Consider the following 17,958-nt stretch of genomic DNA (forward strand, 5'->3'; position numbering starts at 1 on the left):
CTCCATGGATTGGGCGGCGCACAGAGCCGGCGAGCATGAGATATACGGAGGTACCAGTGAAGGCAATCGTCGCGACGGATCCGGCCGCGGAAGCAGCCGGGATCACACTCGCGGAGCGGCCTGAGCCGACGCCGGCGATCAACGACGTCGTCGTTGAAGTCCATGCGTCGGGCTTCGTCCCCGCGGAGTGGGAGTGGCCCTCGACGTGGGTCGATCGCGCCGGTCGCGATCGAGCCCAAGCGATCATCGGCCACGAGTTCGCCGGAGTGGTCACCTCCCTCGGCTACGGCACGACGGGGCTCTCGCTGGGACAGCGGGTGTTCGGGATCACGGACTGGCACCGCGATGGAACCCTGGCCGAGTACGCGGCCGTGGAGGCACGCAACTTGGCGCCGCTGCCGGGGAACGTCGACTTCACGGTGGGTGCGAGCCTGCCGATCTCCGGCCTGACCGCGTGGCAAGGTCTGTTCCAGCACGGTCGTCTTCAGGCGGGGCAGAGCGTCCTCGCACACGGCGCCGCCGGCGCAGTCGGGTCTGTGGTTACGCAGCTCGCCCGGGAGTTCGGCGCCTACGTCATCGGTACCGGGCGGGCGGCGGACCGCCAGGCGGCGCTCGACTTCGGCGCGAACGAGTTCCTCGACCTCGCCACCGAGGATCTCGACGAGATCGGCGGGGTCGACGTGGTCTTCGATGTCATCGGCGCTGACATCCAAAGGCGCTCGGCGAGAATCATCCGGCCTGGCGGGACGCTGGTGTCGGTGGTCGGGCCTGTTGAGGCTCGCCCTGTCGACGGCTTGGCGGTCGACTTCGTCGTCGAGTCCGTTCCGAGTCAGCTGGTGGAGATCGTCGACCGGGTGCGGGACGGGCGCCTTCGCACGCACATCGGAACCGTCGCGACCCTCGACGACGCCGTCCCTGCGCTCAACCCGACCGAGCGGCGCAAGGGTAAGACCGTCATTCGCGTGCGCCCCTGAGCACCCTGGAATGAGCCAACAGCGGTGGTGGGCTGGACGGCCGCTGACCTGCCCGGTGTCGGACGAGGAAATGCCACGGACTTGTGACTGATCATGGTGACACAGCCGTGAGACAACCAAGAAAGCCCAGGTCGCAAAAGATCGACATGTCGGACGTGGCGAGATCCTGCAAATTGTGGGCTCAGATTTCGTGGCCGAATCTCACGAACGATGGCCAAGTAGCGGCCACTCGCGAGACTCCGTAGGTCGGATGGCTTCATCGAGCAGTAGTGGTTCTGGCACACATTCCGTGATCTGTTACTGAGTGTTCGGGTGCCCATGAAGTTGAAATCGAAGAGAGTGGGCTATTTTGTCTGCCTGGTCGACCGTTACTCGCTCCTGCTGTGGTCGCCGCAGCAGCTCGAAGATGCCCGGCCCACGATGCTCTGGTCGCAGATCTGCCATGCGCGGAACGATGTGGAAGTGCACGTGCGCAAAGCCTTCGGCTTCGGCAAACTGGACGACGTAGGTCTTGGTGCAGCCAGTCATGCTTCGGAGAGCCCGGGAGAACTTGACCTGCCACACCCCTAGGAGTTGTCGTCAAATGTCACGCCCACATCAGCAGGGCTGCGAGGGTGACGGCTGCTTGGTAGGACTCGGCGGTCTTGTCGTAGCGGGTGGCGATGCCGCGCCACTGCTTGAGGCGGTTGAAGCACCGCTCGGCGACGTTGCGCCGCTTGTAGACCTGCTTGTCGAAGGCCGGCGGACGGCCGCCACGGCTGCCGCGCCGGAGCCGGTTGCGGATCTGGTCGGACCGTTCCGGGATGGTGTGCCGGATGTTCCGCCGCCGCAGCCAGCCGCGTATGGCTTTGGAGCAGTAGCCCTTGTCGCCGATGACGTGGTCGGGGCGGACCCGGGGCCGTCCCGGCCCCGGGCGGGGCACCCGGATCGCCTTCATCACGGCCGTGAACTGCGTGCAGTCGTTGGTATTCCCGCCGGTGACGGTGAAGGCGAGCGGTCGGCCCAGAGCATCGCAGGCCAGGTGGATCTTGCTGGTCAGGCCGCCTCCGGACCGGCCGAGTCCCGGGGTGCGGAGCCCCCTTTTCGCGCTCCGGCCGCGTGCTGGTGGGCTCGGACGATCGTGGAGTCGACCGACACGAGCCACTCGATGTCCCCGGCCGCGTCGGCCTTGGCCTGGGCGGCCCGGAGGATGCGCTCGAAGGTGCCGTCCTTGGCCCACCGGCGGAAGCGGGTGTGCAGCGTGGCCCAGGAGCCGTACCGCTCGGGCACGTCCCGCCAAGCGGTCCCGGTACGGAACTTCCACACGATCCCGTTGAGCACCGTGCGGTCGTCCAACCGCTTCCTGCCCCGCAGCGACTCGGGCAGCAGCGGCCGGACGAACTCCCACTCGGCATCCGACAGTTCATGGCGACGTATCACCCGACCATGATCCCCGACCAAAGATCATTTGACGACAGACCCTAGCGGTCAGGGTTTGTCGAGTGCTCGCCCGCATGGGGGTCCAATCCCGGCGGTTCGTCGTCGAACCACCCGTACTCGCGGTCACTTCAGGACCCCCTTAGAACTTCCTACGGTCGTGGTGTCCCTGAATCGAGCCTATTGGGAGGCCGCGAAGCATGGGCTCCGTTCTGCACACTCACCACCCGACGGGAGCAGCTCGTAGCGCGCCGTCGGTCACGGTGACAGCACCTGTACAAGCAGGAGGGCCGGCGGCGGCCGGGCGAGAGCTCGGAAGACCCGCAGACACGGACCTTCCTGGAGGAGAAGCTGCCTCCGATGATGACCGGCCACTGGCTGATGCGCCCCAGGCAGGTGGCCGCCACCTGGTCCCGCTCAGAGGACGCCCTGGCCTGGCTCCAGGCACGCTACGCCGAGGCGCCGCCCCTGGTCCGCGACGACGGCAAGGACGCGTGCTCCCTGGAGTGGAAGGCGATGTGCGCCCTGGACGCCCTCCCGCGCGGCGGAGACGTCACCTGGGGCTACTGGACGCAGTCGCGCATGCTCGTGTCCTACTCCGTGGTGTGCTGCCCCAACCTGTTCCACCAGGAGCTGCCCTGCCCCATCGGGGCCGCCGCCCCGCGCCCCCTTCCGTCCACCGTGACCTCCCTGGATTCAAGGAGGAGGGGGAATGTCCCTTCACCACTTGCTCCCGCCTGACGGCGTCAAGGAGCTGACCGAGCAGTGGCCGGATGAGCCGCGGGTCTACGAGCGGGGCCTCACCGACGTGGACACCATCACGGCTGACTGGCTGGGGGAGCACAAGCTGAGCGATGAGGACCGGCCGGGGCTGACCGCGCTGTTCTGGTCCAACGTCAACCCGTACGGCACCTTCCGCCTGGACATGGACAAGCGCCTCGACCTGGGGCTCACCGTGCCGCGCCCACGGGAACCCGGGTGGGCGGGTGCCAGGTGAGAATCCAGCCGGCGGTAAGCGCCACCGCACCCCCCGCCAGGGCGATTGCGCCGCCTGTTCCGATGCCTGCGGCCACCACGCCGAAGCAGGCCGGGCCGACGCCCTGCAGCGTCATGCTGCTGGAGCCGAGCAAACCGAAGGCCTGGCCCTGCCCATCTGGCGGCAGGGCGTCCAGGAACGGCCGTTGCAGGCCGAGACTGTAGGCGAATCCGAAGCCGCAGAGCAGCAGCAGACACGACGAGACACCCACTTCGGGCTCGGCAGCAAAGCCGACCAGCGGCAGGCCCATCAGCGCAATCAACGGGACCACCAGTCGCTCCCGGGTGGGCGGCCGTAGGAGTCGGCCCACCAGAAGGTCACCGACGAGCATGCCGACCGGCAGACAGCCCATCAGCACCGCGTACCAGCCGGGCGCGAAGTGGCGTCCTCCCGCGTAGGCGACGATCAGACCCTCCGCGCCCGCTACGAACGCGCACGGCAGCCACTGGGCCAGCATCAACCGCCGCACCGACTGTCCGCGCAGCAGCAGCCCGGCACCGCGCAGGCTCGCCCGGACCGCCCCGTCATCGCCCCGAGCGCTGCCGGGTGCGCCACCGAACTCTCCCGGCTGCAGCCGGGGCAGCCCGATGCGGACTGCGAGCGCGCAGCCGAGGTAGAAGGCGGCGCTGACCGCGAGCGCCCGACACGGGCCGAGTACCGCGACGGCCGCACCTCCCAGCGCCAGACCGAACAATTGCGCGCCGGAGGCAGCGATGTTGTTCAGCGAACGGCCCAGCACATAGGCGTCGCCGTCCAGTGACTGCGCGACCAGCCGACTCAACGCGCCGTGAAACACCGGTGTGGCGAAGGCGACCAGCGCCACGACACCAAGGCTTGCCGCGATCGGCATCCGCACCAGGGCGAGCAGCAGTGCGGCGGCGCACGTCAAGGCGTAGCCGCCGGTGATGAGCGCGCGGGCCGGCAGCCGGTCGGCCAGCGAGCCCAGTAGCAACGAGCCGAACAGCTCCGGAATGAAGCCGATGCCGAAGGCCAGTGCGCTCAGCAGCGCGGAGCCGGTGGCCGAGAAGACCAGAACCGAGAAGGTGGTGATCCGCAGCGCGTCCGCGGTGATCGCCACGGTGCGGGTCGAGAAGAGCAGCCGGAACCGTGGCTCGGCCAACACCTCCCGGTAGGTGGCACGGTGGTTGCCCTGCGCGGGCTCGGCGGTTGAGGTCATGACACGCAGCCTCGCCGTGCGCCCACGCCGCTCACCAATGATTCGTCGCTGGACGAATCGGAACAGACGTCCTTCGGTAGCATGACGCGGTGCTCCGCTTCGAAGTCTCCGTCGAGGACCTGCTGCGCAGCCGCTTCGCACTGTCGCCCGCGATGGACCTCTGCTTCCTGCTGCGCTCACTCGCCGGACAGGACCGGCCGCTGCCGCGAGCCTGGGCCGGCCGGCTCCTGCCGGCATTTGAACGGCTTCGCCGCGAGACCGAACTGAACGCCGCCCTCGCCCTGCACACCCCGCGATCGGGACCGAACTTCGTCGCCCTAAACGGGAACAGACCCGCCGCTTCCAAGGAAGCGGTCCGGTCGACCTCGGGTTTCCGCATCCCCGGCGCCCATCACAACCGGGTGATCAGACCAGCAGGGCGGCCTGGTGCAGGGCCTGATCGGTCAGATACATGCCGTTCATCCCGGCCGTCTCCAGTTCCGCGAAGTCCGGCGAGCCGGTGTGCTGCAACAGCCAGCGCACAGGCCACCGGCGATCGAAGAACGCATGGGTCACCGCCGAGACGACCAGCCCGGCCACCAGGCCGGTCCAGGACGTCTGGAGCGGAAGGACTGCCCAGGCCAGGGCCAGCACCACGGCCATCACCAGGTGGTACTGGGCGACATGCCCCAGGCACGCGCCCCAGCCCCGCCGCGGGCTCACGCCATCGGCGACCTTGGCCACTGACTGCGCTCCCTTGGTCGCCGCCTGGCTGTAGCTCTGCCCGAACACATGGTCCGCTAAGTTGTGGCCGACAACGAGGACTGCCCAGACCGCTCCGAACGTCGCCAGCGTCGCGACCTGCTCGATCTGGTTCATCGGGCACCGCCGAAAACACCATGCACGGGACGGGGACGGCTCCATAGGCTCTCCGCCTCAGGAGAGCGAAAGGAATGCCGACCGTGACTGGCGATGATGTGTTGGAGATCTTGGACGCGCTCCGAAAGGCTGGCACGGATGTCTGGATCGGTGGGGGCTGGGGCATCGATGCCCTGCTGGGGAGGCAGACCCGCGCTCACCGGGACCTGGATCTTATGCACCGCCATGAGCAAGAGCGGACTGTCGTTGCGGCTCTTGCCGAAGTCGGCTTCGCCGAATCGCTCGACTGGCGCCCCGTGCGTTTCGTCGTCGCGGATTTGACGGGACGCGAAATCGACCTGCATCCTTTGGTCTTCACACCCGATGGAAGTGCCACCCAGGCTTCGTTGGAACCAGGGCGCCCGTTCGTCTATCCGGCGGCCTGCTTCGTCACCGGCACAATTCAGCACAGCACCGTTCCCTGCCTGTCCGCTGAACAGCAGGTCTACTTTCACCAGGGCTACGAGCTCAGCGACCGGGATCGCCACGACATGGCCCAGCTCCGCGAGGCATTCGGGATCACTACGCACTTCTGATCCGCTGCACTCACCTGCCGCGCTGGCCAAGCTGATAGTGCAGAAAAGGTCCAGCTCCATCAGCGCGGTGCCGGGGCCGGAGACGTCCTGGACGGCCTTGGGGTGCTCGGTGCCCTCGCCGCCGGCCTTGCGGACGACGGTGGCGTGCTTGATGTAGCCGGACTTGCCGGCCTTCTCCGCGAGTATCGGCAGGTTCGGATATTCGACTGTACGGAACAGCGTTCGTGAGCCCACCGCGGGACAGTCGGACGACGCGGGGGCGGTTCCTGGCATCAATACACTCCTCTCATCAGCACTCACGTTCGGGTGCTGCGGCTGAAAGCAGGGGGATGTGATGTCGACAGTCGACGTGCAGAGGGTCTGGAAGCCGTCCGTAACGGACCTCTGGGCGGGACGACGCCCTCTGTGGTGGACCGCTGGCCCGACGGGGGAGCTGGCTGTTCTACTCGTCCATCGTCAGTGCCTACGCCGAAGCCGCTACGTAAAGGGATGGGTGGGATGGGGCCCGCAGGTCCCATTCGATGCGGTGCTCGTGATTCGCCAGGCTGACGGGTCGCTTCAACGTCGACCGATCAAGGACGTCCCGGTCAGGCCGAGCCACATCGCTCTTCTCCCGGAGTCCCGAATCCTCATAGCAAGCGGTCGAGCGGGCAAGGAGGAGTCGGGAACGTGGAGCCCGAACGCCGTGGTGTTCTCTCTGGAAAATGGTGACCAAGAGGCCACCTTCTGCATCGGCGACGACATCCCTGCTCTGGTGACCGATCGCGGGGGGTCGATCTGGACGGCTTACGGAGACGAAGGCATCTACGGAGGGCATCCGGAGTCTGCGGCCGGTCTTGCCAGCTGGAGTGCCGAAGGTCAGGCAATCTGGGCCCCGGGAGGTCGCCTTCCTGATGTTCCTTTGGAGGGATGCACCGCTGCCACCGAGGGGGACCGGGTCTGGCTGATCTGGTGTTCCGGCAGTGGGCGGGGAGGCACGTTCTTGACGCGGATCACCCCGTCGACCGGTGAGGTGACCAGTTGGCCCCGTCCCGTACGTAACCCGGACGGGTTCGCCGTGCGCGACCATCGAGCGGTCCTGGCCAAGCGCGTTCACAACCGGCGCTCAACCGAACTGGTGCGAGCCGAGTTGGATGGTGATACCTGGAGTGTGACCGAGCGGCGCAAGATTCGAGTGCCCGGACGGGTGGTCATGCGCTGCTGTCAGGGTCGCGACGGTCTTCTATGGCTTCGCGCTGGCGACACGTGGCTTCGCATTGAAGCCTGATGGCGGCCGAGAGCGTGCAGCTCACGATCGACGGGCCACCTCGGCTGCTTTGGCCATTCTGACCGCGCCGGCCGACACGGCCGCCATAGGGCTGATACCGAGCAGCCGTTGCAGCACGGCCGGTGGCATCTGTGTGCAAAGGTCGAGCAGGGCGGCGCATCGTCCGGCTTCGGACGGGAGGCCGATGTTCCGCAGACGGGTCGTGAGCCGGCTGCTGAACTGGGGAGCCTTCGCGTTCCGGTAGAGGTCCACGACGTCCAGGCCGGACGCTTCGGAGACGCGCAGGCCCCATCCATAGATGTCTTGAATAGGGTTGAGTCCCTGTAGGCAGTCAGGGCTCCTTTGCGGCCCGTCGAGTCGCCCGCTCCACTCGTTCGTCGATGTGCTCGAACAGGCCAAGCTCGCGTCCCGGCCACGGAGGCGGGCGGTGGGTGCCGGCGCGAAGCACCAGCTGGTGTTCGTCGACCGTCTCCTAGCCACGCTGGTGCATCTCCGTCACGCCGTCACGCACGACGTGCTGGCCTGCTGGTTCGGCGTCGACCGCTCGACCATCACCCGGGCCATCGGTGAGGTGCGGCCTCTGCTGGCCGAGCGAGGCTGCACCATCAGCCGCGGAGTGCGGCTGCGGACACTCGCCGAGGTCATCGACCATCTCGGCGCCAGCGGGAAGACCGGCATCATCGACGGCACCGAGATTCGAGTCAGGCGGCCGGCTGCCAGACGCAAAGACCGGGACAAGTTCGTCTCCGGCAAGAGCAAGCAGAACGCGGTCAAGACCATGGTCGTCACGGATGGCGACGGCCGGGTGCTCTTCTGCAGCCCGACTCAGCACGGCAGCTGCGCGGACATCACCCATGCCCGCCAGTTAGGGCTGGTCAGGCTCTTGGAGGGCGGCCCGGCAGCCGAGATCCTCGCGGATGCCGGCTACCAGGGCCTGGGCGCGCAGACCGGCGGCCGGGTGGTGACCCCGCCGCACCGCAAGTTCAAGAAGAACGCCCCGGACTGGTACGAGGAGATGCACGAGCGGCAGCGCAAGGCGCACTCCTCGAGGCGGATCCGGATCGAGCACGGTATCGCCCACCTGAAGAACTGGCGTGCTCTGACCCGCCACCTCGGCCGTCGCGAGCACATGAGTCACACCATCCAGGCCATCGCCGGTCTGCTGTCCCACCAGCAGACCGCGGACCTGACATCAGAACGACCGATGTCTCGACGCCTCCCTGCCTACCGTGCACGAGCTCGTTAAGCCGCCCCGGACCCGTGGGCGGTGCCCTTGCGGGCGATCTTCGGCGTGATGCCGCGAGCGCGGAGGAGACGCCGGTACTTGTCGTAGTCGTAGCCGCGGTCGGCGAACAGCCGCCGTGGTCGGTGACGTGGCCTGCCCACCAGGCCGCGGATGCGGGGTATGGCGTCCAGCAGGGGCATGAGCTGGGTGACGTCATGATGATTTCCACTGGTCAACGACGCCGCAAGGGGCGTTCCGTGGCGGTCGGTGATCACATGATGCTTGCCCCGGCGCCCGCGGTCGACCGGCGAAGGTCCGGTGTGAGCCCCCTTTCAGGGCTTGGACGTGCGAGCCGTCGACCGCGGCGTCCTCCATGTCCAACCGTCCGGCCTTGCGGAGTTCTGCGAGGAGGTTCTCGTGCAGACGGGGCCAGACACCGGCCTCGGTCCAGTCCCGCAGGCGCCGCCAGCACGTCACCCCGCTGCAGCCGATTGTCTCGACCGGCACATCCGCCCAGGTCACAGCCGTGGTAGCACGTAGACGATCCTGCGCAGAGCCGCGTGGTCATCCGTCGGCAGCCCGGCCCGGATACCGCCGACGCCGCGGCGGGCGAGGCGGGAGCAGCGGAGCGACACGATCCCACAAGTCATCAGGCACAAGATCATCCGACAGCCGCGGAAATGTCCTGTTCACGGGTAACCGGGCCTGCCCCTGCTCGCACCAGCGCGGACAGCTGCCAGAGGCAGCACTTCACGCATCCCACGATGAGGAGGCGTACTGGTCGGGCCAAGCCAGGGCGCGTCGTCGGCGCCCGGCGCGCACGAAGTGTGACAACACCCTTCTGAACAAGACTTGAATTAAGTGCTGTCGAAGCCTAAGGGGCCCCACCTGGGGCTCAGCTGTGTTCAAGTCCTCGCGAATGCTGATCCGATGGCGGCCATCTTGTTTCATCTCTTGACGACTTTGGTGCAGACCTTTAGGTTCCCGTTCGCCGCAGCTTCACGAGTGCACCCGTCGTTCGCCCCCCACCGATGGCCTCCATGAAGGGCTGTGAACCCCCATGTCCCCCCTGCCCAGACCTGTCCTCGCCCGCAAGACCGCTCTGCGTGCCGTGCTCGCCACCGCGCTGCTCGCCGGATCGGCGAGCGCACTCGCCGTGGCCCCCGCTGCCGCGGCCACCGGCACCATCACCGGACTCGGCGGCAAATGCCTCGACGTAGCGGGAGCCAATTCCGCCAACGGCACGGCCGTCCAGCTCTATGACTGCAACGGCACCGCCGCCCAGCAGTGGACCGTCGGCACCGACGGCCTGATCCGCGTCCTAGGCAAGTGCCTGGACGTCACGGGCAATTCGACCACCGACGGAGCCAGACTCCAGATATGGGACTGCGCCGGCAGCGCCAACCAGAAGTGGACCGTTACCGCCGCCCGTGACCTCGTCGGCCAGCAGTCCGGCAAGTGCGCCGATGTCACCGGCAACACCTCGGCGAACGGCACCCCGATACAGATCTGGAGCTGCACCGGCGCCGCCAACCAGAAATGGACTGCGCCGACCGGCGGCAGTACGTCCCCCGCAGCCGCGCCGATGGCCGTCGCCCCCTACCTCTACAACGGCTGGGGCAGCCCGCCCAATCCGGTCACCATCATGAACGCCACCGGCGTCAGGTGGTTCACCCTCGCCTTCGTCCTGAGCAACGGCACCTGCAACCCGCAATGGGACGGCGGCCGTCCGCTCACTGGCGGCGTCGACCAGCAGACCGTCAACACCATCCGGGCGAACGGCGGTGACGTCATCCCCTCGTTCGGTGGCTACAGCGGCAACAAGTTGGAGAGCTCCTGTGCCAGCTCCTCCGCGCTCGCCGACGCGTACCAGAAGGTCATCGACGCCTATGGGCTCAAGGCCATCGACATCGACCTGGAGGCCGACGCGTACAGCAACGGGACCGTGCAGCAGCGCACGGTCGACGCGCTCAAGACGGTCAAGGCCAACAACCCGGGCCTCAAGGTGTACGTCACCATCGGCACCGGCCAGTCCGGGCCCGACACCAGTCTGATCAACCGAGCGGCGAACTCCGGTCTCACCGTGGACAGCTGGACGATCATGCCGTTCGACTTCGGCGGCGCGGGCCAGAACATGGGGATGCTCACGATTGAGGCGGCCGAGGGCCTCAAGAACGCCCTCAAGAGTGCCTACGGCTACAGCGAAGACCAGGCGTACCGAGGCATGGGCATCTCGTCCATGAACGGCATCACCGACGACCACGAGACCGTCAGCCCCGCCGACTTCCAGTCCATCCTCGGCTACGCGCAGCAGCACCACCTCGCGCGCCTCACGTTCTGGTCGGCCAACCGCGACCGACCCTGCTCCGGCGCCTATCCGAACGACGACACCTGCTCCGGTGTGTCCCAGAGCGCCTGGCAGTTCACCGGCATCTTCGCCAAGTACACGGGCTGACGGCCCTGACGGCCGCGACTGCTCTGACGGCCCACCCCCTACAGGAGACCTCCGTGTTCAGATTTGCACCCGTATCCGCGCCCAGACACCGGATACCGAGAGCCCTCACCGCGGTCGCGCTGATGGCGACGACCGCGACGGGCATCGAGTTCGCCGTGCAGACGCCGGCGAGCGCGCAGCCCACCGTGGCCGCCGCGATCCCGACCAGCTACACGACCGTGATCAACAAGGGCAGCGGCAAGTGCGTCGACGCCCGCGCGGCCGCGAGCGCCAACGGCACCGCCGTCCAGCAGTACAGCTGCAACGCCAGCACCGCCCAGAACTGGCAGTTAGTGGCCACCAGCGGCGGCTACTACCGCATCAACAGCAACCTCGATGCCACAAAAGCGTGGGACGTCACCGACGTATCCACCGCCGACTCCGCGCCCGTCCAACTGTGGTCGTACTCAAGCGGTGCCCACCAGCAGTGGCTGCCCGTAGCCGAGGCCGACGGCTCGTACCACTTCGTCAACCGCAACAGCGGCAAGTGTTTGGACGTCCCCGCCGCCTCCACGGCGGACAGCGTGCAGCTCGCGCAGTACACCTGCAACGGCACCGCCGCACAGTCCTTCACACTCGGCGGCGGCACGACGAACCCGCCCGGCACCCCGGACCTCGGCCCGAACGTCACGGTCTTCGACCCGTCGATGTCCGCATCCAGCATCCAGTCGAAGCTGGACGCGGTCTTCGCCCAGCAGCAGACCAACCAGTTCGGCTCGGCCCGCCAAGCCCTGCTCTTCAAACCCGGCACCTACAGCGCCAACGCCAACGTCGGCTTCTACACCCAGGTCGCCGGCCTCGGCCTCTCCCCGGACGACGTGACCATCAACGGCGCCGTGCACGCGGAGGCCGACTGGTTCCAGGGCAACGCCACGCAAAACTTCTGGCGCGCGGCCGAGAACCTGTCGGTCAACCCGACCGGTGGCACCGACCGCTGGGCTGTCTCGCAGGCCGCCCCGTACCGGCGCATGCACGTGCGCGGCAACCTCGCGCTCGACGACGGTGGCTGGTCCAGCGGCGGCTTCATCTCCGACACCAAGGTCGATGGGCAGATCCGCTCAGGCTCCCAGCAGCAGTTCCTCACCCGCAACTCCCAGATGGGCAGCTGGTCGGGTTCGAACTGGAACATGGTCTTCGTCGGCGACCAGGGCGCACCCGCCCAGTCCTTCCCCACGTACACCAACGTAGCGAGCACTCCGACGATCCGCGAGAAGCCGTTCCTCTACGTGGACGGGGCGGGCGCCTACAAGGTGTTCGTGCCCGCGCTGCGGGCCAACGCCACCGGCACCACATGGAGCGGAAAGACACCGGCGGGCACGTCACTCCCACTCGACCAATTCTTCATCGTCAAGCCAGGCGCCACCGCCGCCGACATGAACGCAGCCCTCGCATCCGGGAAGAACCTCTTAATCACCCCGGGCGTCTACCACCTCGACCAGACGCTGAACATCACGCGCCCCGACACGGTCGTCCTCGGCATGGGCCTCGCCACCCTCGTACCGGACGGCGGGATCACCGCCATCAACACCGCCGACGTCGAAGGCATCCAGCTGGCCGGCCTGCTCATCGACGCGGGCACCACCGACTCCCAAACGCTGGTGCGGATCGGACCGAACGGAGCGTCCACGAACCACGCGGCCGACCCGATCCAGCTCTCGGACTTCTTCATCCGGATCGGCGGCGCCACCATCGGCAAGGCCACCAACTCCCTTGTAGTCAACAGCGCGAACACGATCATCGACCACACATGGATCTGGCGGGCCGACCACGGCAACGGCGGCACCGTCGGCTGGACCACCAACACCGCCGACACCGGCCTCGTCGTCAACGGCGCCAACGTGACCGCATACGGTCTCTTCGTCGAGCACTTCCAAAAGACCCAGGTCCTCTGGAACGGCAACGGCGGCCGAACGTACTTCTTCCAGAACGAAATGCCCTACGACCCGCCCAACCAGGCCGCCTGGATGAACGGCAGCAACAAGGGCTACCCCGCATACAAGGTCGCCGACTCAGTCACCAGCCACGAGGCGTGGGGACTCGGCAGCTACTGCTACTTCAGCACCAACCCCGCAGTCGCCGCCGACCACGCCTTCGAGGTGCCGAACACCACAGCAGTCAGGTTCCACGACATGGTCACCGTCTCGCTTGGCGGCACAGGCACCATCAGCCACGTCATCAACAACACGGGAGGACCCTCCAACGCCAGCAGCAATGTCGCCTACCTCACCGACTACCCGTAAACCGAAGCGAAGGGACCGATCGGCAGATGCACCCGACGCACACCATCAGATCGAGAAGCGCCCGCACCGCCCTGCGGATCCTCCTCCTACTCGCGGCCCTCCTCGCAATCGCATCACCGCCCTCCGCACACGCCGGTACCGCGGTGACTCCCTTCAAAGTGCTCGGCCTCTACAGCGGCACATGGGACGCGGCACACATCGACTTCGAAAAGGAGGCCAACGACTGGCTGCCCAAGCAGGCGGCCGCCAACGGCTTCACCTACACCGCCAGCAACGACTGGAACCTCCTCGCCAACGGTGGCGTCAACGCCTACCAAGTCGTCCTGTTCCTCGACGACCTGCCGCAGACCGCCGCCCAGCGCGCCGGATTCGAGCAGTACATGCGCGGCGGCGGCGCCTGGATGGGCTTCCACGTCGCCGCCTTCACCACGGACGCGGCGAGCTGGTCCTGGTACCACAACCAGTTCCTGGGCAGCGGCAACTTCAAGTCCAACACCTGGGGCCCGACGTCCGCGACCCTCAAGGTCGAGGACCGAACGCACCCGTCCACCGCGAACCTGCCCGCCACATTCACTTCGGCGGTCAGCGAGTGGTACAGCTGGTCCAACGACCTGAGGCAGAACCCGGACATCAAGATCCTCGCCTCGATCGACCCCAGCAGCTTCCCCCTGGGCACCGACCCCAACCAGTCCTGGTACAGCGGCTACTACCCAATCCTGTGGACCAACACGAAGTACAAGATGCTGTACGCGAACTTCGGTCACAACGCAATGAACTACGACACAAACACCCGCACGTCATCGACGTTCGCCAGCGCCACCCAAAATCGGTTCCTGCTGGACGGGCTCAAATGGCTCGGCGGCGCCGACGGCACCACCCCACCGGACGACACACTCTCCGAGACGTCCTGGTACTCCCTGAAGAACGTCGGCAACGGCACCTGCGTCGACGCCCGCGCCGCCGCCACCGCAAACGGCACCGCGATCCAGCAATACACCTGCAACGACACCCAGGCTCAACAGTTCCGGCTCGCCGCGACCGACAGCGGATACCGACGCATCGGCGTGCGCCCGAATCCGCAACAGGTCATCGACGTGACCGACGTATCGATCGCTGATGACGCGCCGCTCCAGCTGTGGGCATACGGAGGCGGCCAGAACCAGCAGTGGCTCCCCGTGAAGGAAGCCGCCGGACGCTACCACTTCACCGCCCGCCACAGTGGCAAGTGCCTGGCTGCGGCGACCGCCGCCACGAACAGTGCGCAGCTCACCCAGCGCACCTGTGACGGCTCGGCCGCACAGAGCTTCACGGTGACCGCCCGCTGACTCACGATCGATGTGCGGGGCGCCTGATCAGGTGCCCCGCACGTGATGCCGAGGCAGCGAGTGCATGTGATGCTCACCGCACGGCTGAGCCGTCTCGAACGACCATGTCGGCGACGAGGCTGTGGCGGGGATCAGCCGGACCGAACCGCGCCGTGACTCCTGCCAGACCGTATCAGGTAGCTCAGGTGGCTCAGGTAGCTCAGGCAGGTCGGGCGTATGGCTATGCGCGCGCAGCAGGCTGGTGTGGCTGCTTCTGTAAACCTTCAGGTCACTGCGGAGTGGAGGCCCACCGAGCTTACGGCGGCCCACTGCTGCCGGACCTCACAGGAACGCGGGCTCGACCGTGTGTGCGGCACGCCCCAGGTGCGGGTACGGCGGCTGGTCGAAGATCCGGCCGAGACTGTCGGGCCCGATGTACCCGTACTCCAGGCGGCCGCGGCACCGGCTGGTCAGCCAGGCCCAGTCCAGGTCGAGGTAGTCGGCCAGGGCCGCCAGCCGCGCCGCCGGGGTCGGCCCGTCGACCAGGCTGTGGGCCCGTACGTGGCCGATCACCTCCTGATAGGGAGCCACCTCCCGTCGCGCGCTAGTGGTAGCGACCCGCCAGACGATTCCCCGCGTACCCAGTTCGCCAGGATGGCCTGGTTGCGTGCCAGGACGAACCCCTCGACCTCCTGGTACTCCTGCTCCGCGGTCAGCCACGCCGTGACCCCGTACATCTCCATCATGGCGAGCGTGAGGAACAGGAGAATTCGCTCATAAGTCTCGCTTGATCGAACGACGGGCTAGGGGACGCAGAACGCGCGACCGAGCGCGCTCCCTGGTCCCGCGAAGCGATCGGCGACGTTCTGCAGGTAGTCGTGCTTGTGCCTGAAGAGCAGCCAGGGTGCGTATTCCTCCCCGGTGGCTTCGCGGGTCCAGAACGCCGGCACCTCGTGAAGGTCACCGAGATGGTGGACGATGTACTGGGCGCAGAGACTGGAGCCCAGCCATGCGGCGCCGATGGGGGAGAGGTCGGGCATCTCGGACGGTGTCATAGCTGCCGGGCTTGAGGTGAAAGCACAGGCGAGGCCCGCGGTCGGGCTCGGCGGCGTGGTAGCCAAGAGCGGCGGCCATCGAGGCGCGCTTCCAGTTCAGCCGGTGCCGCAAAAGCGGAGTGCGGCCGCGGGGTGCGTAAGTGCGTCGGATTTGGGGCAGCAGCGAGACGCCTGATTCGTCGAGGAAGACGATCTAGGCACGTTTGTTCATCGCCCCTTTTTGATGCGCGGCCACTCATGGGCGATCCACCGGGCGATATTGGACTCGTCCCGCTCTACCGCCCGACGCTCCGGCCGCTGCAGGCTCCATCCCAGCCGACTGGTCAGCAGGCGCCAGACCGACGCCCGCGACAGGACTACTCCCGTCACCCGCTCGACCACCAGACCGACCCGCTCCAGCGTCCACAGATCAGCCTCGAAACCAGGCGCCTAGGCGCCCCGCTCCAGCGGAATCCGCACCTGCTCGACCTGGACGTCGTCCAGTTTCGGCGGACGACCGGTAGCCGGGCGTCGCCGCAAGGCATCGACGCCGCCTTCCTCCCACACCCGTTTCCACCGCCGCACGCTCTCGTCGCTGACCCCCAGCATCCGTGCGATCTCGACATTCCCGGCCGGCCCGGCCCACCGTGCCGATCACGCCCGGGACGCCATGGCCTGGGGCGACCGGCACGGCGTCCACTGGGTCGACCGGGACAGACTCCGGCGCTGGGCGGAGAACGGCACCGCACTGCATGAGCTGCTGGCTCTGTCCGCAGGCACCCGCCGTCCCCGGTTCAGGCGTGCTGCCTGAACCGCCGTCCCCCGTCATCAACGTCTCGGAGGTGTGGTGTTCGACGAAGACGGGTCCCTCGATCCGCTGCTGCGGCCTGCTCCCTTGCCTCGCGCAGCTTCTTGCGGAGTTCGGCGATGGTCTCGGCGCGCCGGACCACGCCCGGTGTGCAGGGCCTACCCAAACGGCTCCGTGCGGACAAATGGCCCTGATCCGCACGGGCTCGGTGACCGTGCGGCCAACTGTCCGCCTAGCTGGTGAGTATGTCGGTTCCCTCCCTTATCGGTGGTGCTGAGGGAGAGGCGCCGCAGTAGTGTGATGGCCGACTCGACGTTGCCGGACTCCATCATGCGGAGTGCGCGGCCAGCCTCCTGGCGGAGCCTCACGTCTCATATGCGCGGCTGGGGTGGAGGGCAAGCGAGGCCAGCTCCTCCGCAGCCAGGACGACGAACGAGCGCTGTGAGCGGGTTCGCTGCCATGGTCAGTTTCCTCACTTGTCGTCGCGGTCGGTGCCGTACGCGGCGCCGTCGCGTAGATTAGGTCGGCGGGTGTGTCGGTGTGGTCTGTGCGTCGGGGTCAGTGCCGTAGGTGGCGCCGTCGTCGTAGATACCGCTCATGGTCGGTGTCCTCACTTCTCAGTGGTACGGTCGGTGGGCAGATGGGTACGGCATGGCCGCTGCTCGCGAGGCTGGCCCATACCGCGGGGTGGATCGGCCGTCGACGTGCACGGTGACGTACAGGTCTTGTGGCGCACCGCCGTGTTTACCGAGGCCGCCGAGCTCGCGGATCCGAATCTTCCGTCCGTCCTTGATGCCCGCGGGGATGCGGACCTTGTAGGTGTGCTGCTCCCGGATGATGCGGCCTCGCCGCAGTGCAGCCGACCGGGGGACGGAGGCCGGCGTCCCGGAGTCCCGGGCCGCGCGCTCTTGCCGGGTCCGGCGCAGGCGGCGGCCTCGGTGGCCGCGGCCTGGCGGCGGTGCTGTGTCCGGGTCGCCTCGATCGAGGCCGGCGCATCGTCCGCGACGACGTCCGGCTCGGGGAACGCACGGCGGCTCAGCTCCCGCATCGTGGCGGTCTGCCGCTTCACCGCTTCCGCGATGGCCGAGTCGACCCTCGACGGCCGGACGGCCTGGCGGTGCGCCTCAATTGGCACGGCGGTAGCCGTCCGGCGGGGTCCGTCGCTGCACCGGCGCGGCGGGCACGGTCAGCGCAGCCGGGTCGGCGGCCGCCGTGGCGGAGTCAGCCTGCACGCGTGCGGGCGCCAGGGCGTGCAGCGTGCGGACGTTCGCGCCGCGCACCTTCTCGTGGGCGGCCGCGACCAGCTTCGGCGCGCTCCAGCGCAGCTTCGTACCGTAGGCCGGGGCGTCGGGGGCGACGTCCAGGCGGCCGGTGTCTGCGCCGAACGCCCGGCCTGGACGTGACTGGCGAGCTTCGGCGCGGCCGAGGCAAGGATGTCGTCGAACTGCGCGAGGTTACCGCTGGCGGCCAGGGCGACCATGCCGCGGTCGGCAGGTGGTGGATGTACGCATAGCCCAAGGAACGATCGCGGAGTTCCAGAGTCACTTGAC

The 17,958-nt window shown here is 67.6% G+C and carries 18 protein-coding genes and 3 pseudogenes; 11 read left to right on the forward strand and 10 right to left on the reverse strand.

Features of this window, described 5'->3' with window-relative positions:
• Window positions 1-56 precede the first annotated feature (56 nt).
• A complete protein-coding gene (locus tag AB0F03_RS34120; protein WP_361999363.1) occupies window positions 57-974 on the forward strand; it encodes an NADP-dependent oxidoreductase in 918 nt (305 codons plus the stop codon).
• A gap of 318 nt (window positions 975-1,292) precedes the next feature.
• On the forward strand, window positions 1,293-1,544 hold the full coding sequence (locus tag AB0F03_RS34125; RefSeq protein ID WP_361999365.1) for a hypothetical protein: 252 nt from the start codon (window positions 1,293-1,295) through the stop codon (window positions 1,542-1,544).
• Between the two features lie 16 nt (window positions 1,545-1,560).
• Here AB0F03_RS34125 and AB0F03_RS34130 read toward each other — a convergent pair.
• Window positions 1,561-2,390 (reverse strand): annotated as a pseudogene (locus AB0F03_RS34130) (IS5 family transposase).
• 360 nt (window positions 2,391-2,750) lie between these two features.
• On the opposite strand from AB0F03_RS34130, the gene AB0F03_RS34135 reads away from it, so the two are divergent.
• Both AB0F03_RS34135 and AB0F03_RS34140 read left to right on the forward strand, forming a co-directional pair.
• Entirely contained in the window at window positions 2,751-3,131 is a 381-nt protein-coding gene (locus AB0F03_RS34135; protein WP_361999367.1) for a hypothetical protein, read from the forward strand.
• Entirely contained in the window at window positions 3,103-3,387 is a 285-nt protein-coding gene (locus tag AB0F03_RS34140) for a hypothetical protein (protein ID WP_361999370.1), read from the forward strand. Before AB0F03_RS34135 ends, AB0F03_RS34140 begins: the two co-directional genes overlap by 29 nt.
• Here AB0F03_RS34140 and AB0F03_RS34145 read toward each other — a convergent pair.
• On the reverse strand, window positions 3,341-4,603 hold the full coding sequence (locus AB0F03_RS34145; protein ID WP_361999373.1) for an MFS transporter: 1,263 nt from the start codon (window positions 4,601-4,603) through the stop codon (window positions 3,341-3,343). The two genes, AB0F03_RS34140 and AB0F03_RS34145, sit on opposite strands and share 47 nt — an antisense overlap.
• Before the next feature lie 405 nt (window positions 4,604-5,008).
• Window positions 5,009-5,461 carry a hypothetical protein gene (locus AB0F03_RS34150; RefSeq protein ID WP_361999376.1) on the reverse strand — a complete coding sequence of 151 codons (453 nt, stop codon included), beginning with the start codon at window positions 5,459-5,461 and terminating at the stop codon, window positions 5,009-5,011.
• A gap of 83 nt (window positions 5,462-5,544) precedes the next feature.
• Between AB0F03_RS34150 and AB0F03_RS34155 the strand changes: the two genes are divergently transcribed.
• Together AB0F03_RS34155 and AB0F03_RS34160 are read left to right on the forward strand one after the other, a co-directional pair.
• Entirely contained in the window at window positions 5,545-6,036 is a 492-nt protein-coding gene (locus tag AB0F03_RS34155) for an amino acid transporter (protein ID WP_361999406.1), read from the forward strand.
• A 685-nt stretch (window positions 6,037-6,721) separates the two neighbouring features.
• Window positions 6,722-7,303, forward strand: a complete 582-nt coding sequence (locus AB0F03_RS34160; RefSeq protein ID WP_361999379.1) for a hypothetical protein — start codon at window positions 6,722-6,724, stop codon at window positions 7,301-7,303.
• Between the two features lie 21 nt (window positions 7,304-7,324).
• Here AB0F03_RS34160 and AB0F03_RS34165 read toward each other — a convergent pair whose 3' ends face one another.
• Window positions 7,325-7,555 carry a hypothetical protein gene (locus tag AB0F03_RS34165; RefSeq protein WP_361999381.1) on the reverse strand — a complete coding sequence of 77 codons (231 nt, stop codon included), beginning with the start codon at window positions 7,553-7,555 and terminating at the stop codon, window positions 7,325-7,327.
• 175 nt (window positions 7,556-7,730) lie between these two features.
• Here AB0F03_RS34165 and AB0F03_RS34170 point away from each other — a divergent pair, with 175 nt between their 5' ends.
• Window positions 7,731-8,549 (forward strand): transposase family protein, encoded by an 819-nt coding sequence (locus AB0F03_RS34170; RefSeq protein WP_361999384.1) that lies wholly within the window; start codon window positions 7,731-7,733, stop codon window positions 8,547-8,549.
• 5 nt (window positions 8,550-8,554) lie between these two features.
• Here AB0F03_RS34170 and AB0F03_RS34175 read toward each other — a convergent pair.
• A pseudogene (locus tag AB0F03_RS34175) lies at window positions 8,555-9,200 on the reverse strand (IS5 family transposase); the annotation flags it as partial.
• Window positions 9,201-9,588: 388 nt separating this feature from the next.
• Here AB0F03_RS34175 and AB0F03_RS34180 point away from each other — a divergent pair.
• The 3 genes from AB0F03_RS34180 to AB0F03_RS34190 all read left to right on the forward strand — a co-directional run bounded on the left by AB0F03_RS34180 (window position 9,589) and on the right by AB0F03_RS34190 (window position 14,587).
• Window positions 9,589-10,983 (forward strand): lectin, encoded by a 1,395-nt coding sequence (locus AB0F03_RS34180; RefSeq protein ID WP_361999386.1) that lies wholly within the window; start codon window positions 9,589-9,591, stop codon window positions 10,981-10,983.
• A gap of 122 nt (window positions 10,984-11,105) precedes the next feature.
• On the forward strand, window positions 11,106-13,262 hold the full coding sequence (locus tag AB0F03_RS34185; RefSeq protein WP_361999389.1) for an RICIN domain-containing protein: 2,157 nt from the start codon (window positions 11,106-11,108) through the stop codon (window positions 13,260-13,262).
• Window positions 13,263-13,288: 26 nt separating this feature from the next.
• Window positions 13,289-14,587 carry a ThuA domain-containing protein gene (locus AB0F03_RS34190; protein WP_361999392.1) on the forward strand — a complete coding sequence of 433 codons (1,299 nt, stop codon included), beginning with the start codon at window positions 13,289-13,291 and terminating at the stop codon, window positions 14,585-14,587.
• Between the two features lie 321 nt (window positions 14,588-14,908).
• Here the strand turns inward: AB0F03_RS34190 and AB0F03_RS34195 are convergent, their stop codons facing one another.
• The 4 genes from AB0F03_RS34195 to AB0F03_RS34210 all read right to left on the reverse strand — a co-directional run bounded on the left by AB0F03_RS34195 (window position 14,909) and on the right by AB0F03_RS34210 (window position 16,209).
• Complete coding sequence (locus AB0F03_RS34195) at window positions 14,909-15,157, reverse strand: hypothetical protein (RefSeq protein ID WP_361999395.1); 249 nt, start codon at window positions 15,155-15,157, stop codon at window positions 14,909-14,911.
• A 212-nt stretch (window positions 15,158-15,369) separates the two neighbouring features.
• Window positions 15,370-15,606 (reverse strand): hypothetical protein, encoded by a 237-nt coding sequence (locus tag AB0F03_RS34200; RefSeq protein WP_361999397.1) that lies wholly within the window; start codon window positions 15,604-15,606, stop codon window positions 15,370-15,372.
• Window positions 15,607-15,828: 222 nt separating this feature from the next.
• Entirely contained in the window at window positions 15,829-16,029 is a 201-nt protein-coding gene (locus AB0F03_RS34205) for a winged helix-turn-helix domain-containing protein (RefSeq protein ID WP_361999408.1), read from the reverse strand.
• 21 nt (window positions 16,030-16,050) lie between these two features.
• Complete coding sequence (locus AB0F03_RS34210; RefSeq protein ID WP_361999400.1) at window positions 16,051-16,209, reverse strand: helix-turn-helix domain-containing protein; 159 nt, start codon at window positions 16,207-16,209, stop codon at window positions 16,051-16,053.
• Between the two features lie 52 nt (window positions 16,210-16,261).
• Between AB0F03_RS34210 and AB0F03_RS34215 the strand changes: the two are divergent.
• Window positions 16,262-16,411: pseudogene (locus AB0F03_RS34215) on the forward strand (restriction endonuclease); the annotation flags it as partial.
• Between the two features lie 614 nt (window positions 16,412-17,025).
• Here the strand turns inward: AB0F03_RS34215 and AB0F03_RS34220 are convergent.
• The gene (locus tag AB0F03_RS34220; protein ID WP_361999410.1) at window positions 17,026-17,334 is read right to left on the reverse strand and encodes a DnaJ C-terminal domain-containing protein; all 309 of its coding nucleotides are present in this window, start codon (window positions 17,332-17,334) and stop codon (window positions 17,026-17,028) included.
• Between the last annotated feature and the right edge of the window lie 624 nt (window positions 17,335-17,958).

This window comes from Streptomyces sp. NPDC028722 (assembly GCF_040637655.1).
Classification (GTDB): domain Bacteria; phylum Actinomycetota; class Actinomycetes; order Streptomycetales; family Streptomycetaceae; genus Streptomyces.

Excerpts from the sequence above, each read along its gene's own strand:
- AB0F03_RS34200 (WP_361999397.1), bottom strand. The coding sequence starts at position 15,606 with ATGCCCGACCTCTCCCCCATCGGCGCCGCATGGCTGGGCTCCAGTCTC.
- AB0F03_RS34140 (WP_361999370.1), top strand. The coding sequence starts at position 3,103 with ATGTCCCTTCACCACTTGCTCCCGCCTGACGGCGTCAAGGAGCTGACC.
- AB0F03_RS34145 (WP_361999373.1), bottom strand. The coding sequence starts at position 4,603 with ATGACCTCAACCGCCGAGCCCGCGCAGGGCAACCACCGTGCCACCTAC.
- AB0F03_RS34150 (WP_361999376.1), bottom strand. The coding sequence starts at position 5,461 with ATGAACCAGATCGAGCAGGTCGCGACGCTGGCGACGTTCGGAGCGGTC.
- AB0F03_RS34135 (WP_361999367.1), top strand. The coding sequence starts at position 2,751 with ATGATGACCGGCCACTGGCTGATGCGCCCCAGGCAGGTGGCCGCCACC.
- AB0F03_RS34180 (WP_361999386.1), top strand. The coding sequence starts at position 9,589 with ATGTCCCCCCTGCCCAGACCTGTCCTCGCCCGCAAGACCGCTCTGCGT.
- AB0F03_RS34125 (WP_361999365.1), top strand. The coding sequence starts at position 1,293 with ATGAAGTTGAAATCGAAGAGAGTGGGCTATTTTGTCTGCCTGGTCGAC.
- AB0F03_RS34190 (WP_361999392.1), top strand. The coding sequence starts at position 13,289 with ATGCACCCGACGCACACCATCAGATCGAGAAGCGCCCGCACCGCCCTG.
- AB0F03_RS34185 (WP_361999389.1), top strand. The coding sequence starts at position 11,106 with ATGGCGACGACCGCGACGGGCATCGAGTTCGCCGTGCAGACGCCGGCG.
- AB0F03_RS34210 (WP_361999400.1), bottom strand. The coding sequence starts at position 16,209 with ATGCTGGGGGTCAGCGACGAGAGCGTGCGGCGGTGGAAACGGGTGTGG.